This window comes from Paraflavitalea soli, from assembly GCF_003555545.1.
GTDB classification, from domain to species: Bacteria; Bacteroidota; Bacteroidia; order Chitinophagales; family Chitinophagaceae; genus Paraflavitalea; species Paraflavitalea soli.
The window spans coordinates 6,359,785-6,376,402 of record NZ_CP032157.1; the positions used below are offsets into that span (position 1 = coordinate 6,359,785).

Consider the following 16,618-nt stretch of genomic DNA (forward strand, 5'->3'; position numbering starts at 1 on the left):
CTTTCAAAGGTGGCTCACTGCTTATTTTTACTCATACTTCCTCGGCCCCGATTGTATCCGGCAAATTTTTGTTAAATAACAACCACCCTGTCCTTAATTGTCTTGCCCAAAAGGTATTTTTGGGTTTATCCTGATTAATATGAAGCAACTTTTAACCGTATTTGCTGCCCTCTTGTTGGTAACTGCCGCGTTTGCACAGGCCCCCCGTAAAGTAGTAGCAGATAAGATCGTAGGTATAGTAGGGGATAAGATCATATTACGTTCCGACGTATACAATGAGATCCTCGACAGACAGCGCCGCCAGGAAGCAATTCCCGACAATGCTGAATGTTATATCCTGGAGCAGATCCTCGGCATGAAAGCCCTCGTATTACAGGCTGAAAAAGACTCCCTCTTGGTAACCGATGATGAACTCGAAGCCCTCCTGGATAACCGTATCCGCGCCTTCATCCAGATGTACGGCGGCAAGGACAACCTCGAGCAAATTGCAGGCCGTACTATTTACCAGATCAAAGAAGACTTCCGCCAATCCATCAAAGAAGGTAAAATGGCCGAAAATATGCGCGATAAGATCGTTGGCGGCCTCAAGATCACCCCACAGGAAGTAAAAGAATATTGGGACAAAATACCTAAAGACAGCCTCTTGTTTTATGAATCCGAAGTGGAAGTGGGAGAGATCGTTATATATCCCAAACCCAGCCGCGACCTGGAAAAACTGGTCATGGAAGAATTGAACGACTTTAAGCAGCAGGTGGAGTCGGGAAGACAAAAGTTTGAGACCCTCGCAAGATTGTATACAGAAGATGGTACCAAGGAAGTAGGTGGTCGCATGGCCATCAATCGTACCGAGAAAAACTGGGACCCCACATTTCTCAACAACGCTTTCCGTTTGAAAGAGAAACAGGTTTCTCCCGTTTTTAAATCTAAATTTGGTTACCACATCGTATACATGGAAAGCCGCTCCGGCGACGATGCCATTGTGCGCCACATCATTCGTATTCCCAAAATAACCGATGCCGAAATATCCGAAGCCGTTGATAGGCTGGATACTGTCCGCGCCAAACTCATAGCCGGTACCCTTACCTTTGGTGAGGCCGTTAACAAATACAGCGACGACGAAAACTCAAAGTTCACAGGCGGTATGCACCCTCCCGTAACCATCGACCAGCTCGACAAAGAAATGGTGGAAATGATGGGGAAGACCAATATGAAAGTGGGCGACTTCTCAAAACCAACCACCTTCACCGATGAACGCAAAAAACAGGGTGTCCGTATCGTTTACCTCAAATCAAGAACACAACCACACCGCGAAAACCTGAAAGATGATTATGACAGGGTGGCTACAAGAGCCCTCGAAATGAAAAAACAACAGGCACTCGAAAAGTGGTTCGCCTCCAAGATTCCCTCTTACTACCTCATGGTAGACAGCGATTTCACCCATTGCGCCAACCTTAGCCATTGGTATCAATATGCAGCAAGGGCTGTTAAATAGGTGTAAACACTTATGGTTGATAGAAAATAGGATTACTTGACCAATAAGCAGTCCCTTTAAAGTAATTTGGTTGGTATTTACCATTTATGGTCACTACCGGTATTCCTTACGGTAATTATGCCAATATGCCTGCCATGGTCCGCATCTCCAATGAGCAGCATAACCTCCTTTGTGTAAATAAAAGCTGGAGTCAATACACAGGACTGGCAGAGGAAGAGTTGCTGGCCGAAGGTTGGTCAGCTATCCTTCACCCCGACGATCTGCCCGAAACCGCAGAGAAATATGAAGAACAATTAAAGCTGCAGCTCCCCTTCACAATAGAATACCGGTTGAAAAATGAGGCAGGAGGTTATCGTTGGGTAAGAGATGCAGGCATCCCCCGGTTTACAGCGCAAGGCCTCTTCGATGGATTTATCCTTACCACCACCGATATACACCAGCATAAACTGGATAATGAAGAAAACTTCATGAAGGCCCAGGCCATCAATAATGTGTCTGATGTGATCATTTCTACCGACCTCCAGTTCAGGGTCACTGTTTTTAATAAGGCAGCCGAGATCATGTATGGAATAGAAGCAGCCCGCATACTCGGACGTCCTATCCGCGATTACATAGATCATAAATATCCCGATTGTACCCGCGAAGAAGCCCTGCAGGAACTCTACCTCAAAGATTCCTGGCAAGGACTGGCTTATTATGAACGGGCCGATGGCAAAGTCACCTACATGCACTGCTCTCTTGTGTTTATAAAAGATCAGGAAGGCAGGCGCATTGGTATTGCAGGCATTCACAGAGATATAACTTCCTTACGCGAAGCAGAAGCCGCCCGCTTCCGGCAGGAGCAATTACTCCTGTTGGAAAAACAGGTCCTTGAAATGAATGCCTTACCAGGCATTTCCCTTAAAACCATCACCGATTATTTCCTGGAAGGAATCGAAACCTTCTTCCCGGGAATGCTTTGTTCTGTTTTAACAGTAGACCCTGAAGATGGTGGCCTCACCCATCTTTCTGCCCCCAGTATTTCTGCTGAATATACCAGCATGATACGAAACATCAGGCCTGGTCCTTCAGTAGGCTCTTGCGGCACTGCTATTTATCGCAAGGAACCCGTCATCACATCAGATATTTACCTCGACCCCCTGTGGGATGATTATCGGTACCTGGCCGATAAGTTTGACCTCAAAGCCTGTTGGTCTTTGCCCATCATCAATAGCCGGGGAGAAGTATTGGCCACCATCGCTGCTTACCACAGGGTTCCCAAAACACCTACCCAGGCCGAATTGACCGTATTGGAGCGCGTGAGCAATTTGTTGCGCGTCATCATAGAAAATAAAAATGCCGAAGCCCGAATCAGGGCAAGCCACGAACGCTACCTCCTGGTTACACGCGTTACCAACGATGTCGTGTGGGATTGGGACATATTGAATAATGACAACATCCATTGGGGCGATGGCTTCTATACATTGTTCGGTTACCGTCCTGCCTATATTCGAAACTCAAGCGGTTTCTGGGAGTCCTGCCTCCATCCGGACGACCGCGAGCGCGTCATAAAAAGACTTGACCTGTTCATTACCAGCAACAAATCAAGAACTTGGGAAGATGAATACCGGTTTAAAAAAGCAAATGGAACATATGCACTCGTGCATGACCGTGGGTTTCTTATATTTGATCACGAAGGGAAAGTAAACCGTATGGTGGGATCCATGCAGGATATAACCGAAAAAAGAGAATTGGAAAAACAATTGCTGAAACAGGAACTGGAAAAGCAGAAGCAGGTAGCCCAGGCAGTTGTCAATGCCCAGGAAAAAGAAAGAGCCGATATTGGTAAGGATCTTCATGATAATGTAAATCAGATCCTCACCACCGCCAAGCTCTACCTGGAAATGGCAAAACATGAAGAAAACGAGAGTACAACACTCATCAACCGTTGTTCTGATAATATTGCCGATGCCATCAATGAGATCCGCAGCATTTCAAGATCATTGGTGCCGGCCAGTATTGGCGACCTCGGATTAGTAGTGTCAATACAGGACCTGGTCGAAAATGTCAATTCCACGAGGCAGCTGGAAATGGAATTTTATCACCAGGGCGATGTCGATGCAACGATCGATGAGAAAAGAAAGCTCATGCTTTTTCGGATCATCCAGGAACAGGTAAACAATGTGTTGAAACACGCCGGCGCAGTCAGGGCATTTATAGGTCTTACCGTAGACCCCGGGGTCATAAACCTTACCATACAGGATAATGGCAAAGGCTTTGAGCCTGAAAAAGTGAAAGCTAAAAAAGGAGTGGGGTTGTCCAACATCGCCAGTCGTGTGCAACTGTTCAACGGAACTATTAACATAAGTACAGCCCCCGGAAAGGGTTGTACACTCAATATCAATGTACCGCTATAAAAAGCAAAACACCTTAACTTATGGAAAAGATCAGTGTCCTTATTGCCGACGATCATAAATTAATCAGGGAGACCTGGAGTTATATCCTCAATAATGATCCCCGGTTTATGGTTGTTGCCGAATGCGGTGATTCTGAAGAAGCAGTGGAACATGCCAAAAATAAAAAGCCTCAGATTGTGCTCATGGATATCAACATAGCCCCAATTTCAGGCTTCGAAGCTACCGAGAAGATCAGGAAACTCTCTCCCGGGTCAAAAGTAATTGGCATCTCTATGCACTCCCAGCCCGCTTATGCCAAAAAGATGTTGCAGATAGGAGCCAGGGGATACGTTACTAAAAACTCTTCCAAAGACGAAATGATAGAGGCTATCCTCTCCGTACACAGCGGCAATAAATACATTTGTGATGAGATCAAGAACAATATCTCAGAACTTGTGCTCGATGAAAAGCAGGAAATGCCCAATGTGAATGCCCTCACAGGACGCGAGATCGAGATCATTAACCTCATCAAGGAAGGACAATCCTCCAAAGAAATTGCAACCTTACTCAAAATATCCCTCAAAACAGTAGAAGTTCACCGCCACAACATCCTTAAAAAGCTCAAATTAAAGAACGCTGCCTCCCTCGTCAATTACATCAATAACCTCGCTACCAGCTTGTAAACGCCCCATTTCCACAGCGTTAGATAAGCCAGATTGTCGCTAACAGGCTGACACCTAAGAGTATACCTGTAAGTAAAACTGAAAAAATTCCATAGGGCATTGAAAAACAATGACCCACTTAGCGATGTATTGATAAAAATCAAACATCTTGCACCCGAAATCCAATGCCTGTTATGACCCAGGCCCCAAATCCTGAACAACCCAAATCCTATGGAAAGAAAGCTAATCTATTGGTTTTGAGCCGTCATCACCGTATTAGCAAGAAGTCCAATCCTTTTGAAAAGAACCACCCCCACGTTCCTATGAAAACTGGGGGCTTTTTTTTGCCCACCCTTATCCCCCCTTAGCTCGCAGCTTGCTTTCCCTCTCGTTGCCTTTGTGCCTCGCTGACTTATTGCCTTTCAAAACGTTAATGTTGCACCACTAAGTTGCCTCAATAAGAATGCGTCTGCTAAAAACCAGAAACTATTCCTACCTTGCGGCTCTTAACCAGGAGTAATCCATGAGTGATGAAATAAAACATGAATGCGGTTTGGCATTCATACGTTTACGCAAGCCGTTCTCCTATTATCAGCAGCAATACGGTACAGTGATGTGGGGCCTTAATAAGCTCTACCTTCTCATGGAAAAACAGCACAACCGGGGCCAGGATGGAGCCGGTGTAGCCGCTGTTAAACTCAATGTGGAGCCTGGTTACCCCTTTTTGAACCGCATCCGTAGCAATGCCAATCAACCCATTGCCGACATTTTTACCAAGATCAATAATGAGGTAAAAGAGCTGGAACAATTCCAATCCGATCTGTTGAAACATCCCGGCCTCATGAAAGGCCATATTTCTTTTATCGGAGAATTACTCCTGGGCCACCTGCGCTACGGCACCCAGGGTAAGAACAATGTGGAATTCTGCCACCCTTTTATCAAACGCAATACCATTCCCGCGCGCAACCTGGCCTTGGCGGGTAACTTCAACCTGGTCAATACCGATGAGCTGTTTGCCCTCATTAACGTAGAACCCGGTGATTTTCAGAAACAGAGCGATCTGGCTGCCATGATGGAGGTCATCCACCATTTTGCAGTAAAGGCCGATGAAGAATCCCCCGGTAACCTGGATGTCCTCAAAGTTTTACGCAAAGCAGTTCCATTATTCGATGGGGGCTTCACCGTCGGTGGCCTTATTGGCAATGGAGATTCCTTTGTCTTCAGGGACGCTCATGGCATCCGCCCTGCTTATTATTACATGGATGACGATGTGGTAGTGGCGGCTTCCGAGCGTTCTGCTATCCGTACCGTTTTCAATGTAGGTGAAAATGAAGTACAGGAGCTGATGCCAGGCATGGGGCTGATCGTTAAGTCCGATGGCAATATTGTCGTTGATAAGATACTGGAACCCAAAGAACGCCGCGCCTGTAGCTTTGAACGCATCTATTTCTCCCGTGGCAGCGATGAAAAGATCTACCGCGAAAGGAATGCACTGGGATACAACCTCAGCGACCAGATCCTCACAGCCATCAACCACGATCTTAAGAATACCATTTTCTCATTCATTCCCAATACAGCCGAAGTTGCATTTTTCGGATTGCAAAAAGGCCTCGATGATTACCTGAAGAAAGTAAAGATCGAACGCATCTTATCATGGGGTAAAGACTTTACAGAAGAGAAATTGGCCGAAATGATCAACCGCAAGATCCGGGTGGAGAAAGTGGCCATCAAGGACGTCAAAATGCGCACCTTCATCACTGCCGATACCAGTCGCAATGAAATGGTACAGCACGTATACGATATCACTTACGGAACAGTAGAAAAAGGAAAAGATACACTCGTTGTTATTGACGATTCCATTGTGCGGGGTACTACCCTCAAGGAAAGTATCGTGCGCATGCTCGCCAGGCTGGAGCCCAAAAAGATCATCGTCGTTTCTTCTGCTCCCCAGATACGTTATCCCGATTGCTATGGCATCGACATGAGTAAATTGGGTGACTTTATTGCCTTCAAAGCAGCCATTGAACTGATGAAGGAAAAAGGCAAGGAAGATTGCCTGCAGGAGATCTATGATAAGTGTAAAGAGCTGCAGCGCCTCGACCAGTTGCATACCGAGAACCTGGTGCGCTTGGTTTACAAACCATTTACGACAGAAGAGATTTCAGATAAGATAGCCCAGCTCATCACCCCCAAAGGACTTACCATTCCCGTACAGGTAATATTTCAGACCATCGAATCCCTGCACCGTGCCTGCCCTACCAACACAGGCGATTGGTATTTCACCGGCAACTATCCCACGCCGGGAGGTAATAGAGTGGTCAATAAGGCTTTCATCAACTATATGGAAGGAAAGAATGTAAGGGGATATTAATATCCCCTTTTTCTTTTGTGTAAAACCACTTCCCGCCATTCCCCTAAAACATTTGAACAAAAAAAATATTTTCAAATTCCATTTAGTACCAAATCCCCGATTAGTTGTTATAATATTAAAGGATAAGGTTTAATGGTTAACGTATTTGATTAGTCTCGCCCTGCTTTTCCAAGCGGGGCTTTTTTTTATGCCCGTATCGGGTCAGTATTTTAATCAAGATTTCATCAATGCCTGGCGAAATGAATTGATAAAGTCAGAAAAAAATCATAATATCATATACCAGATCGTGGCATGAGTTTTATTCTGTAGAAGAAGGCAGTCAACATGGTAAGGCCTAAGCATTAGTAGCACCCGCAGTAAAGAAAAAGATAGTCAACAGCTATTTTCCAGGCATCGTGTGCTTTTGCTTACCTCAATTATACCATTGTAAAAAGAAAGTCTTATGAGCAGAATTTCAATCATGATCGTTGACGATCATACCCTTATCCGTGAAACCTGGTCTTTCCTCTTAGGCCGCAATGAAGGTTTTGAGGTGATTGCCGAAGTGGGCGATGGACAGCAGGCTATTGAAATTGCACGCGACAAACGCCCCAACATCATCCTGTTAGACATCAATATGTCTCCCCTCAACGGTTTTGATATCCTCAAAATGATCAGGAAGCTCTCTCCCGGCTCCAAAGTGATCGCTGTATCTATGCACTCCCAACCTTCTTATGCCAAGAAAATGCTCCGCCTCGGCGCCCGTGGCTATGTGACCAAAAACTCCCCCCGCCAGGAAATGTTGGATGCTATCAAAGAGGTCTATGATGGCCATATATATATTTGCCAGGAAGTAAAGAACATTATTTCTGTCCAGATGCTCGGAGAAGATGAGAACCTGCCCGGCCTCAACCAGCTTTCAGAACGCGAAATAGAGGTCATTAACCTCATCAGGGATGGACTATCTTCCAAAGAAATTGCTGCCAAACTCAATATTGCCATCAAAACAGTAGAAGTCCACCGCCATAATATCCTCAAAAAGCTTAAAGTAAAAAACACAGCCTCCCTCATCAACTACATCAATGCAAGCGGACTCTAACCCTTGATTCATCCGCCATCTTGGTTCCTGCCCCGCCCCGCCTTCTGCTCGCAGCTCACGGCTCGCAGCTCATAGCTTGCCTTTCCCCTCGCTGCCTGGCTGCCTCGTTGCCTTCTTTCCTGCCTTTCGCTCGCAGCTCGCAGCTCATTGCTCGCAGCTTGCCTTTCCCTCCCCCTGCCAAATCCACCAAAAAACAAAAAATATTTTGGCAAATGCCCGTTTAGGGCCAAAAATACCCAGTTCTGGCAAAGATTTTGCTAATAATAAGCTGCCGACCGTTTAGCTTCCTATGGGGAACCACCACTAAAACAGGCCTGTTTATTATTGTCTGATTCCTTTGATTGAAACTTATTAAGTACTTTAAGGGGGAGTATTCCCCCTTAAATTTTTTTATGAAGCACATTCTCCTGATCCGCCATGCTAAAAGCAGCTGGGGCGATCCCGCGCTGTCAGATTTTGATCGTCCGCTCAATGAGCGCGGTAAACAAGATAGCCCCCTGATGGCACAACGCCTCCTGGCCAGGTCCATCACTATTGATGCATTCCTCTCCAGTCCCGCCAAACGCGCCCGTAAAACAGCCGCACTCTTCGCTGCAGAATACAATGTCGACAAAGAAAAGATCATCCAGGTTCCTGAACTCTACCACGCTTCTCCAGCCAATTTTCTGGAAGTCATTGTACAGGCACCCAACGATGCTGGCACCATCGCTGTCTTTTCACACAACCCCGGCATCACCGAGTTTGTAAACACCCTTACAGAAGTAAGAGTGGATGACATGCCTACATGCGCTATCTTTGGCGTGCAGGTTTCCACTCAAAACTGGGCTCACTTTAAAGAGGCGCCTAAAACCTTTTGGTTTTTTGATTATCCCAAATCTTTATCAGTATAACCCGGCATTATCCATCCTTCCACATGGCACGATTTTTACTGGTATGGATAGATAGGCTTACTGTCCAGGGAAGCCTGCCCCGGTTCGCACCCTTTTAAAACTGGTTTCACCAGCTTACCACTACCACACCTATTCAATTTTCCTTTGAAGGCTACACATCCAATCTGAGCCTCTGATGCCACTATTTAATTACTGGTAAAATCTTGCCTATGCCACTACGGCTACCTGCTATTGCGCAAAAAGCGATTTGCTTTTTTGCGCTGTTAAGTATTGGTTGTAGTACCTGGTCACAGTGTACCCCAGTCAACCTGGAAAAAATAACCCTTCCCTCCAATGAGTGGATAGGCAATGGCTATATTAAGGGATTGCTAAGGTTCCTGCCGGCCGACTATGCTGCCAACCCCTCAAAGAAATACCCTGTTATTATATATTTCCATGGCCGCTCGGCCGCTGGTGATGGTTCACAGGATGCACTTTGCAATATCCTTGGCGATGGGGCAACTGCCCTGCCAGGCAAAATAGAATCCAACGAATTTCCCACTACCGTTACCGTAAATGGACAGACCTATAGCTATATCGTTTTGATGCCTCAATATGCCGAATACAGCGAACCGCCCTATTATGCCGATAAGATAGAGGCCTTTATTGATTATGCCATGTCCGCTTATCGCATAGACCCTGCCCGGGTTTACCTTACCGGCATGAGCAGCGGGGCCAACCATGTTATTGATTATGTCTCCAGCAGTACCAGCCGCGCACAGCGTATCGCTGCCGTCTCCATGAGCTCCATGTGTTGGAAACTCTCTCTCAATCCTGCCGGCCCGGCCAATATTGCCAATGCCGGCCTGCCCACCTGGTTTGTGCATTGCGTACTCGATAATCCTTGCGTAGTTGCCTGGCCCGATGAATGGGTCAATGCCATCAACAACCAGCCCGGTGCTGTGGCGCCCAGGTATTCCAGGCTCGAAGAAACCCCCGATCCACAGCCATTCCCTTTTCCCCTATCCCAGCAATTGCTCTATTGCAGGCCCTTTCCACATGATACCTGGTTAGCTTTGTACAGCCCCTTATTTACCCCCGCCGGTGGCCCCAATCTGGCCAATTGGTTCCTCCAGTATAGTCGCACCACCTTGCCTGTTCGCCTTAAAAACTTCACAGCCCGGTTAACTGCCGGCAAAGTCGCCCTGCAATGGACCACTACTTCCGAAACCGACAATGCATCCTTTACCATTGAACGCGCAGGCAGCGATGGCCGCTTTACCTCATTGGCTACTGTAAAAGGTAGCGGGAACGCAGGGGTAGATAAGCAATACGACTACAGCGATGAAAAACCTTTGCCCCAGCTTAGTTATTACAGACTGGTGCAAACCGATATCGATGGCGATAAACAATACCTGGGCACCAAAACAGTTGTTAACCGCCAGGGCCTTCGGCAGCTCATCATCCCGGCCGCCAATCCTTTTATCAATAATATAGTGGCCTATATCAATGTAGATAAAACAATGAAAGTGATCGTGGAAGTCACAGATATAAGTGGAAGAAAAATAGCTGGTCTTACTGGTATGTATGCACCCGGTGCTACAGAGATCAACCTGCCGGCTGCACAACTTTCAAAAGGCATATATTATTTGAGGGCTCAAAGTGGATCAATAACCGATACCTATAAGATTATCAAGCAATAGCTAACATTTTTAATAATCATTTAGTTAATCAACAACCTGTAAAAACACCCTGCTTATGCGCCTTTTTGTACGCTCTGCTGTTCGTAGTGCCTTTTCTTTTTTTGTGCTTTCCCTTTCCTTGCTGTACACCCACGAGGCCCTGGCTCAGGATTATTGTAATAGCCCCCGGTGGCCTGGAGATGGCGTACCATTAAAGCAGAAAAAGGTAACCAATGTCAACATCCCAGGTACCAGCAACATACATGGGTACCTCGAAAACCTCCCCAATGACTATGATGCCAACCCTTCTAAGAAATACCCGTTGTATGTCTTTATTCACGGTGTGAATGAATTTGGGTCTGGCTCTTCTGCTGATCTGTGCAAACTGATGGCACAATTTTGGTGGACCCCTTCCACCCTGTCCGAATGGCCAACCACTTCCAACATCCAGTTCCCGCAATCAGTCGCAGATCAAAATGGCCAAACCCATAAATTCATATTGATTACTCCCCAGATAGTGGACTGGGGCGTCTTTCCCAATGCAAGTTCCACCTTGAATGCCTTGTTTGATTACCTCATCGCCAAATACCGGGTGGATGTTTCCAGGATCTATTTAACGGGTCTTAGTATGGGAGCCAATTTTATTCAATCCTATGCGGGCGCCAGCCTGGCCAATGCCCGCCGTATTGCGGCACTCGTTCCCGTGGCGCCATGCGACACGCTTTCTGTAGCGCAGGCCAATATTATAGCTCGTGCTAATTTACCTTTCTGGTCTTTCCAGTGTAGCTACGACAACATGTGTCCGGGAGCTACAGCAATGAAAAATGCCGCACTCATCAATAACCAAAGCCCAGCTCCCGCCGTTCAGGCTTGGGCCACTACTTTCCCTGTGCCTGGTCAGGGTTGTAATGCCGGTCTGGCCCATGATGTGTGGGGGTATGCATACAATCCTACTTTTAAACAGACCGTTAACGGAAGGACCGTTAATTCTTACGAGTGGATGGTGCAGTACAACCGTTCCTCCCTGCTGCCCGTAGCGTTGGAAGATTATACAGTAACCCTCAAAGGCGGAAAAGTACAGGTACGTTGGACCACTTCTGCCGAAAGCAACAATGCCCGTTTCAATATCGAACGTTCTGCCGATGGCAAGAGCTTCACAGAAATAGCCGCCATTCCTGCTACCGGCAACTCCACCGGCAAAGCCTACGAGTGGGTTGACGAACGCCCCCTTACCAACCTCAGTTATTACAGGCTTACACAAACCGACCTCGATGGCCGCAAGGAAATTTTCTCTATGAAGAAAATAATGAACCGCGTTGCAGGCGATCGTTCCATCATTGTGGCTCCCAATCCATTTGTGAATGAGCTCACAGCTTTCGTGAATGTGCCCCATACACAGCACGTGAACATTACCATTACCGACATCAGTGGCCGCGTGCTCAAAACACTCAATGGAAAATATGCTGAAGGTGCTGCAGAGATCAACATCAAAACCACCGATCTGCCCAAAGGCATTTACTTCCTGAAAATTAAGGGAGAAGACTTTGCCCAGGCACAAAAAATAGTAAAACAGTAAGCCCGGTCTTACATAAAATAAAACGAGGTGACACCTTTTCCAAAAGCTGTCACCTCGTTTTATTGATAGATCAATTCAACTTGTCAGCTTGTCGAAGGCGACTAAAGGGTGGGTCGCCCTTTCGGGACGGCTCACCCTGATCTAAAGGACTCTGTCGAAAGCCCTCGTCACAAATGCATTGCCGACTGCCAATTCATGACTTTCTCATCTCCTCCACAAACTCCCTCACCACCTCCTTATATCCATCCATAGCCAGATCAGGCATCTTGTAAGTGAATTTTCCGGCTGCTGCCAGCGCCCGGTCAAGTTGAAATCCCTTTTGCGGCAGTGTATACGCCCACCCCTGTTGCAACAGGTGATGCGCCAGGTACTCCTGCTCCGCTTGTCCCGGTGTAGGCACCAGGATCGATCGCTTCCCCATTGAAAACAGGTCCATGACAGTGGTATAACCACAACGGCTGATCACCAGTTCCGCCCCACAGATCAGCGTCTGTAACGTCTCCGCAGAGGCATGATTCAATACCCTGCAATGATCCGGGGCAGCAGGTAAAGTGGTAGATAACGGCAGACCCCTTACCAGCACCACCTGGCCCTTATAATGTTTCAATTGGCCCAATAACGTCTGTTCGAAAATACTCCGCAGTGGTTCCGGTCCCGATAAGATAATTAATAATCCGGCCTTACCTGGCGCCTCGCAAGCTCCCAGGCGCGATAGCGGTCCGATATACCGGACAGGCAGCGCAGGCATTTCCAGCGGATGCGAAAGCTCACCCGATAAAGAAGGTGCTCCTGCTTTGTCCGGCACCCAGCAGCTCGTGAAGCGATTGATCAATTTATAATTCCATCGGCGCACGATCCCATCAGCCCATTTGCCCAAACCTGTTTTGATCTGTAATTGATGCGTAATGAACACTGCAGGAATACCTGCTGCATGCAGACCAAAACGATTGTCCGAAACAATGCCATTAACCTGTTGTGTGGTCAAAAAAGACCTTAACCAGCCCTTTTCCTGCTTGATCCGGATCAAAATTTTGAACGATTGTAGCATTAATCTGGCAAAAGTGCTTCGGCGATTTTTTCCGTAACGGATATCGTAGCCGGCTAAATGGATATAGCTTACAGCATCCTGAAACTCCTGTTTGAATAACTCCTTTTGCGTTGAATTACAACCGATAATGACAGAACAGCCTTCCATCAGCAACGCCCGTATCAGCGGAATACAGCGGGTAGAATGGCCCAGTCCCCAATCCAGTGGGCACACCAGCACTAAGGGTTTTTGTGTAGAACTGTTAAAATTTGAAAATACCACCGCCGGTAAATAATAATTTTGTCTGTAAAATAGTTTAATTTAGTAAAGAACAGTATGAAGAAGATTAAATATCAATTGGTTTTGTTGGCCATCGTGGTGACTGTACTAATGACTGCTTGTAGCTCAGGTAGAGGTATGGGCGGCTCATCTAAGTCCTGCGGATGCGGCCTGAACAAAGGATTTGTTGGCTATTAATATCCTGATAGAAAATGAAAACGCCCAATCGCGATTTGCTTGTCCTGATGAAAGATGAAGGTCTTGATAAGGATGCTATGGAGAATGAGCTGGAACAATTAAACCAGTTATTACTTTATTTTGAGACCATGGATAATTTCTGCATGGCTCATGAGGTATTTGATATGAACAGATACAAGATCATCCATCAGCCCCGCATCATCCAGAAAATAATCAACCAGCCCGAGCTGAAGCCTTTTGTATTTATCTGCAACAAGAATTAGAAATCTACCCATAATAACATTGAAAAAAGATGACTTACTCAGTCATCTTTTTTTATGTCCATACTCGTCAAAAAAGCATTTTTACTTACACGCTTTTGCTCGATTTTAACACACTTATCGGTCAAAACTGCACACTTACGGGTTTGTGCTAGGTGATTCAAAAGCACTTTCCTTTATTTGCACTGGTTTAATGCATCACCCTTTGTATCGCTTACTATAAAGATCCATATCCAGGTGAAGAGCCGGAATTAACCTCTATTTGTAAACCCAGATCAAAACCCTGACTGCGTATATGGGAAAGCCATATCCGTACATACCTTCCTATGTTGTTCCTATAGTATTGGTCCTGTTGATGGCCACTGCTACAGCCAGCGCCCAGTTACCCAATGCCGACAGGGATACTGCCCAACCGGCCAAAAAGGGTTTACACAAGATCACCGATTCCCTTCGTTCCATCACCGATACCACGGTTAAGACCGTTCGCTGGCTGGCCGGGTACCGCCAGGAACAATTGAAGCAAAAGCTTACTTCAAAAGCGGCTGGTCTAAAAGCCATGCTCCCCGGCAGGAAAAGTTTTCATCCAAAGGACTCTTTGCATTTCGATATAAATAATCCATTCAAAAAATTATTACTTACCAAGCCTCTGCTGAAGGTTAATGGCGGTTATGTCAGTTATCAGTTCAACTACCGCTCCGCCATCGATACCCCGTATGTAGAGAAGGATATTGCACAACACAATATTACCGGCAACCTGTCCCTCACCGTGGCCGGTCACCTGCCCCTGAGACTTACCTGGTGGTCACGCCAAAGCAATTCCCGCGTGTTCCGTGATATTACCGATGTACAAGTCTCTTTCGATGCCGCTGCCTTTCAGCAGCAACTGCAAAACTCATTACGCCAACGACTCCTGGCCATGGCGCCCAGCCTGCGCGATTCCCTCACCGAAAAACTATATGCGTTAAAAAAGCTGCAGCTTGATGACCTGCGCAAATCCCTGTCAGCTTCTTTCAGCCCGCAGGCCCTGGTAGAAGCCAATGAGACTTTGCACGTACCCCGCATCACCTGGAGCCCCGCTTTGCCTGACAGCACCAACAGCCGCCGCGAAGATTCCCTCAAAAAAGCAGCTGCTTTTTTCCTGGAACTCTATGCCAAGACAAAAGGCGAATACGACCGGTTGACAGGCCAGGTAGACTCCCTGAAGACCGTTTACCAACAGAACGAAGCCAAAGTGCGCCAGTTTAAGCAAATGGTCACCGGCAAATGGGATGACCTCGTCGCTTCCCGCAACTGGACAGAAAAGCTGCAGCAATATGGCATGAGCAATGTGCAAGTGCCCGCCAAATACAAATGGCTCATGGGCCTGCGCCAGTTCAGTGTAGGCAGGAGCGTCACCAACTACAGCGAGCTCACCGTCAAGAATACCAGTGTGAACGGTATCAACTTCGAATACAATTCCTGGTATTACCTGGCTGTAAGTGCGGGGTTGGTAGACTACCGCTACCGCGATTTTGTCGTCAATGGATCCAATAAAAAACCACAGTACCTCTACCTCGTAAGAGCAGGTATCGGAAGACTTGAAAAAAATTACTTTATCCTGTCTGCCTTCCGTGGTGAAAAACAATTGTTCCCATCCAATGGTTCCAGGCTTTCCTCTATCACCGTCACCGGTTTCAGTGCAGAGGCCAGGATGCAGGTGAACCCAACTACCCATATTACCGCCGAGATCGCCAAATCACTGGCGCCTGATTTCGGAGCCACCCCCCAACCCCCTCCGGGTGGAGGGGGAGGCGGCAACTCGCTACCTTATACGAAATTCACCTTGTCCGACCATAGCAACCAGGCATACGCCATCAAAGTGTATTCCTTTATACCTGTCACCGGTACCCGGCTCGAAGGGTTCTATAAACATACAGGCGCCAACTTCCAGTCCTTCAGCAGTTTTCAAACCAACAATGCCCTGGAAAGCTGGACACTGAAGGCAGACCAGGGATTCTTCAAACGCAAACTGCGCCTGGCTGCTTCCCTGCGCAAAAATGAATTTACCAATCCCTTCCTGCCCCAGGATTATAAAAGCAATACCGTATTCAAGAGCCTCACCGCTACCTTCAAAATGCGCAAGTGGCCTGTGATCACCGTGGGTTACCAGCCCATGAGCCAGTTGACCGCCCTGGACAGCCAGGTGATCGAAAACCGTTTCCAGGTATTGAATGCCAGCATGTACCATATTTATAAGATCAATAACCTGCGCACGGCGACTACCGTGGTATTGAACAGGTTTTACAATAGCAACAGCGATACTGGTTTTGTGTATTTCAACGCCACCAATGTATTCTGGGCGCAGCAGTTCTTTTTTAAGGCCTTCACCACACAGGTGGCCGTGTCCTATACCCGCAACCCGGGTTACAGGATGGTGGTGATGGACGAGGGTGTACAGCTTAACCTGAAGCAACGGGGCTCAGTAGGCTTTGGTGTTAAGATCAACAGCCTCAATGACGAGCTGGTAAAAACAGGCGGGTATGTAAATGCCAACCTGCGTGTATACAAACAGGATTTTATTACCCTGAGTTATGAGCAAGGCTATTTACCGGGCTTTAACAAAGCACTGATCAGGAATACCATGGCCACCGTGCAGTTTGTAAAGAGCTTTTAGAAGCAGGTCACCCTTTTTGTCATCTCGAACGGAGCGAAGCGCAGTGAGAGATCCGCTATCGAAGCAAACGACTGCCGATTCACGATTGTCGATTGC

At 47.0% G+C, this 16,618-nt stretch carries 11 protein-coding genes; 10 read left to right on the forward strand and 1 reads right to left on the reverse strand.

From position 1 onward, the window contains the following. Window positions 1-139: 139 nt before the first annotated feature. The 8 genes from D3H65_RS24350 (at window position 140) to D3H65_RS24390 (ending at window position 12,105) form a co-directional block, all read left to right on the forward strand. Entirely contained in the window at window positions 140-1,492 is a 1,353-nt protein-coding gene (locus tag D3H65_RS24350; RefSeq protein WP_119052802.1) for a peptidylprolyl isomerase, read from the forward strand. Window positions 1,493-1,578: 86 nt separating this feature from the next. Continuing rightward, window positions 1,579-3,888 (forward strand): PAS domain-containing protein, encoded by a 2,310-nt coding sequence (locus D3H65_RS24355; protein ID WP_119052803.1) that lies wholly within the window; start codon window positions 1,579-1,581, stop codon window positions 3,886-3,888. 20 nt (window positions 3,889-3,908) lie between these two features. After that, the gene (locus D3H65_RS24360) at window positions 3,909-4,550 is read left to right on the forward strand and encodes a response regulator (RefSeq protein WP_119052804.1); all 642 of its coding nucleotides are present in this window, start codon (window positions 3,909-3,911) and stop codon (window positions 4,548-4,550) included. Window positions 4,551-5,052: 502 nt separating this feature from the next. Beyond that, complete coding sequence (locus tag D3H65_RS24365) at window positions 5,053-6,900, forward strand: amidophosphoribosyltransferase (RefSeq protein ID WP_119052805.1); 1,848 nt, start codon at window positions 5,053-5,055, stop codon at window positions 6,898-6,900. Window positions 6,901-7,342: 442 nt separating this feature from the next. Further along, a complete protein-coding gene (locus D3H65_RS24370; protein ID WP_119052806.1) occupies window positions 7,343-7,978 on the forward strand; it encodes a response regulator in 636 nt (211 codons plus the stop codon). 392 nt (window positions 7,979-8,370) lie between these two features. Then, on the forward strand, window positions 8,371-8,868 hold the full coding sequence (locus D3H65_RS24380; RefSeq protein WP_119052808.1) for a SixA phosphatase family protein: 498 nt from the start codon (window positions 8,371-8,373) through the stop codon (window positions 8,866-8,868). Window positions 8,869-9,077: 209 nt separating this feature from the next. Further along, window positions 9,078-10,550, forward strand: a complete 1,473-nt coding sequence (locus D3H65_RS24385) for a T9SS type A sorting domain-containing protein (RefSeq protein ID WP_119052809.1) — start codon at window positions 9,078-9,080, stop codon at window positions 10,548-10,550. A gap of 55 nt (window positions 10,551-10,605) precedes the next feature. Further along, window positions 10,606-12,105: a T9SS type A sorting domain-containing protein gene (locus tag D3H65_RS24390; protein WP_119052810.1), complete on the forward strand. Its 1,500-nt coding sequence runs from the start codon at window positions 10,606-10,608 to the stop codon at window positions 12,103-12,105. Between the two features lie 193 nt (window positions 12,106-12,298). Here D3H65_RS24390 and D3H65_RS24395 read toward each other — a convergent pair whose 3' ends face one another. Further along, a complete protein-coding gene (locus D3H65_RS24395) occupies window positions 12,299-13,366 on the reverse strand; it encodes a UDP-N-acetylglucosamine--N-acetylmuramyl-(pentapeptide) pyrophosphoryl-undecaprenol N-acetylglucosamine transferase (protein WP_162915795.1) in 1,068 nt (355 codons plus the stop codon). 257 nt (window positions 13,367-13,623) lie between these two features. On the opposite strand from D3H65_RS24395, the gene D3H65_RS24400 reads away from it, so the two are divergent. Continuing rightward, the gene (locus D3H65_RS24400; RefSeq protein ID WP_119052812.1) at window positions 13,624-13,872 is read left to right on the forward strand and encodes a hypothetical protein; all 249 of its coding nucleotides are present in this window, start codon (window positions 13,624-13,626) and stop codon (window positions 13,870-13,872) included. A 292-nt stretch (window positions 13,873-14,164) separates the two neighbouring features. Further along, window positions 14,165-16,522 carry a hypothetical protein gene (locus D3H65_RS24405; protein WP_119052813.1) on the forward strand — a complete coding sequence of 786 codons (2,358 nt, stop codon included), beginning with the start codon at window positions 14,165-14,167 and terminating at the stop codon, window positions 16,520-16,522. Window positions 16,523-16,618 lie beyond the last annotated feature (96 nt).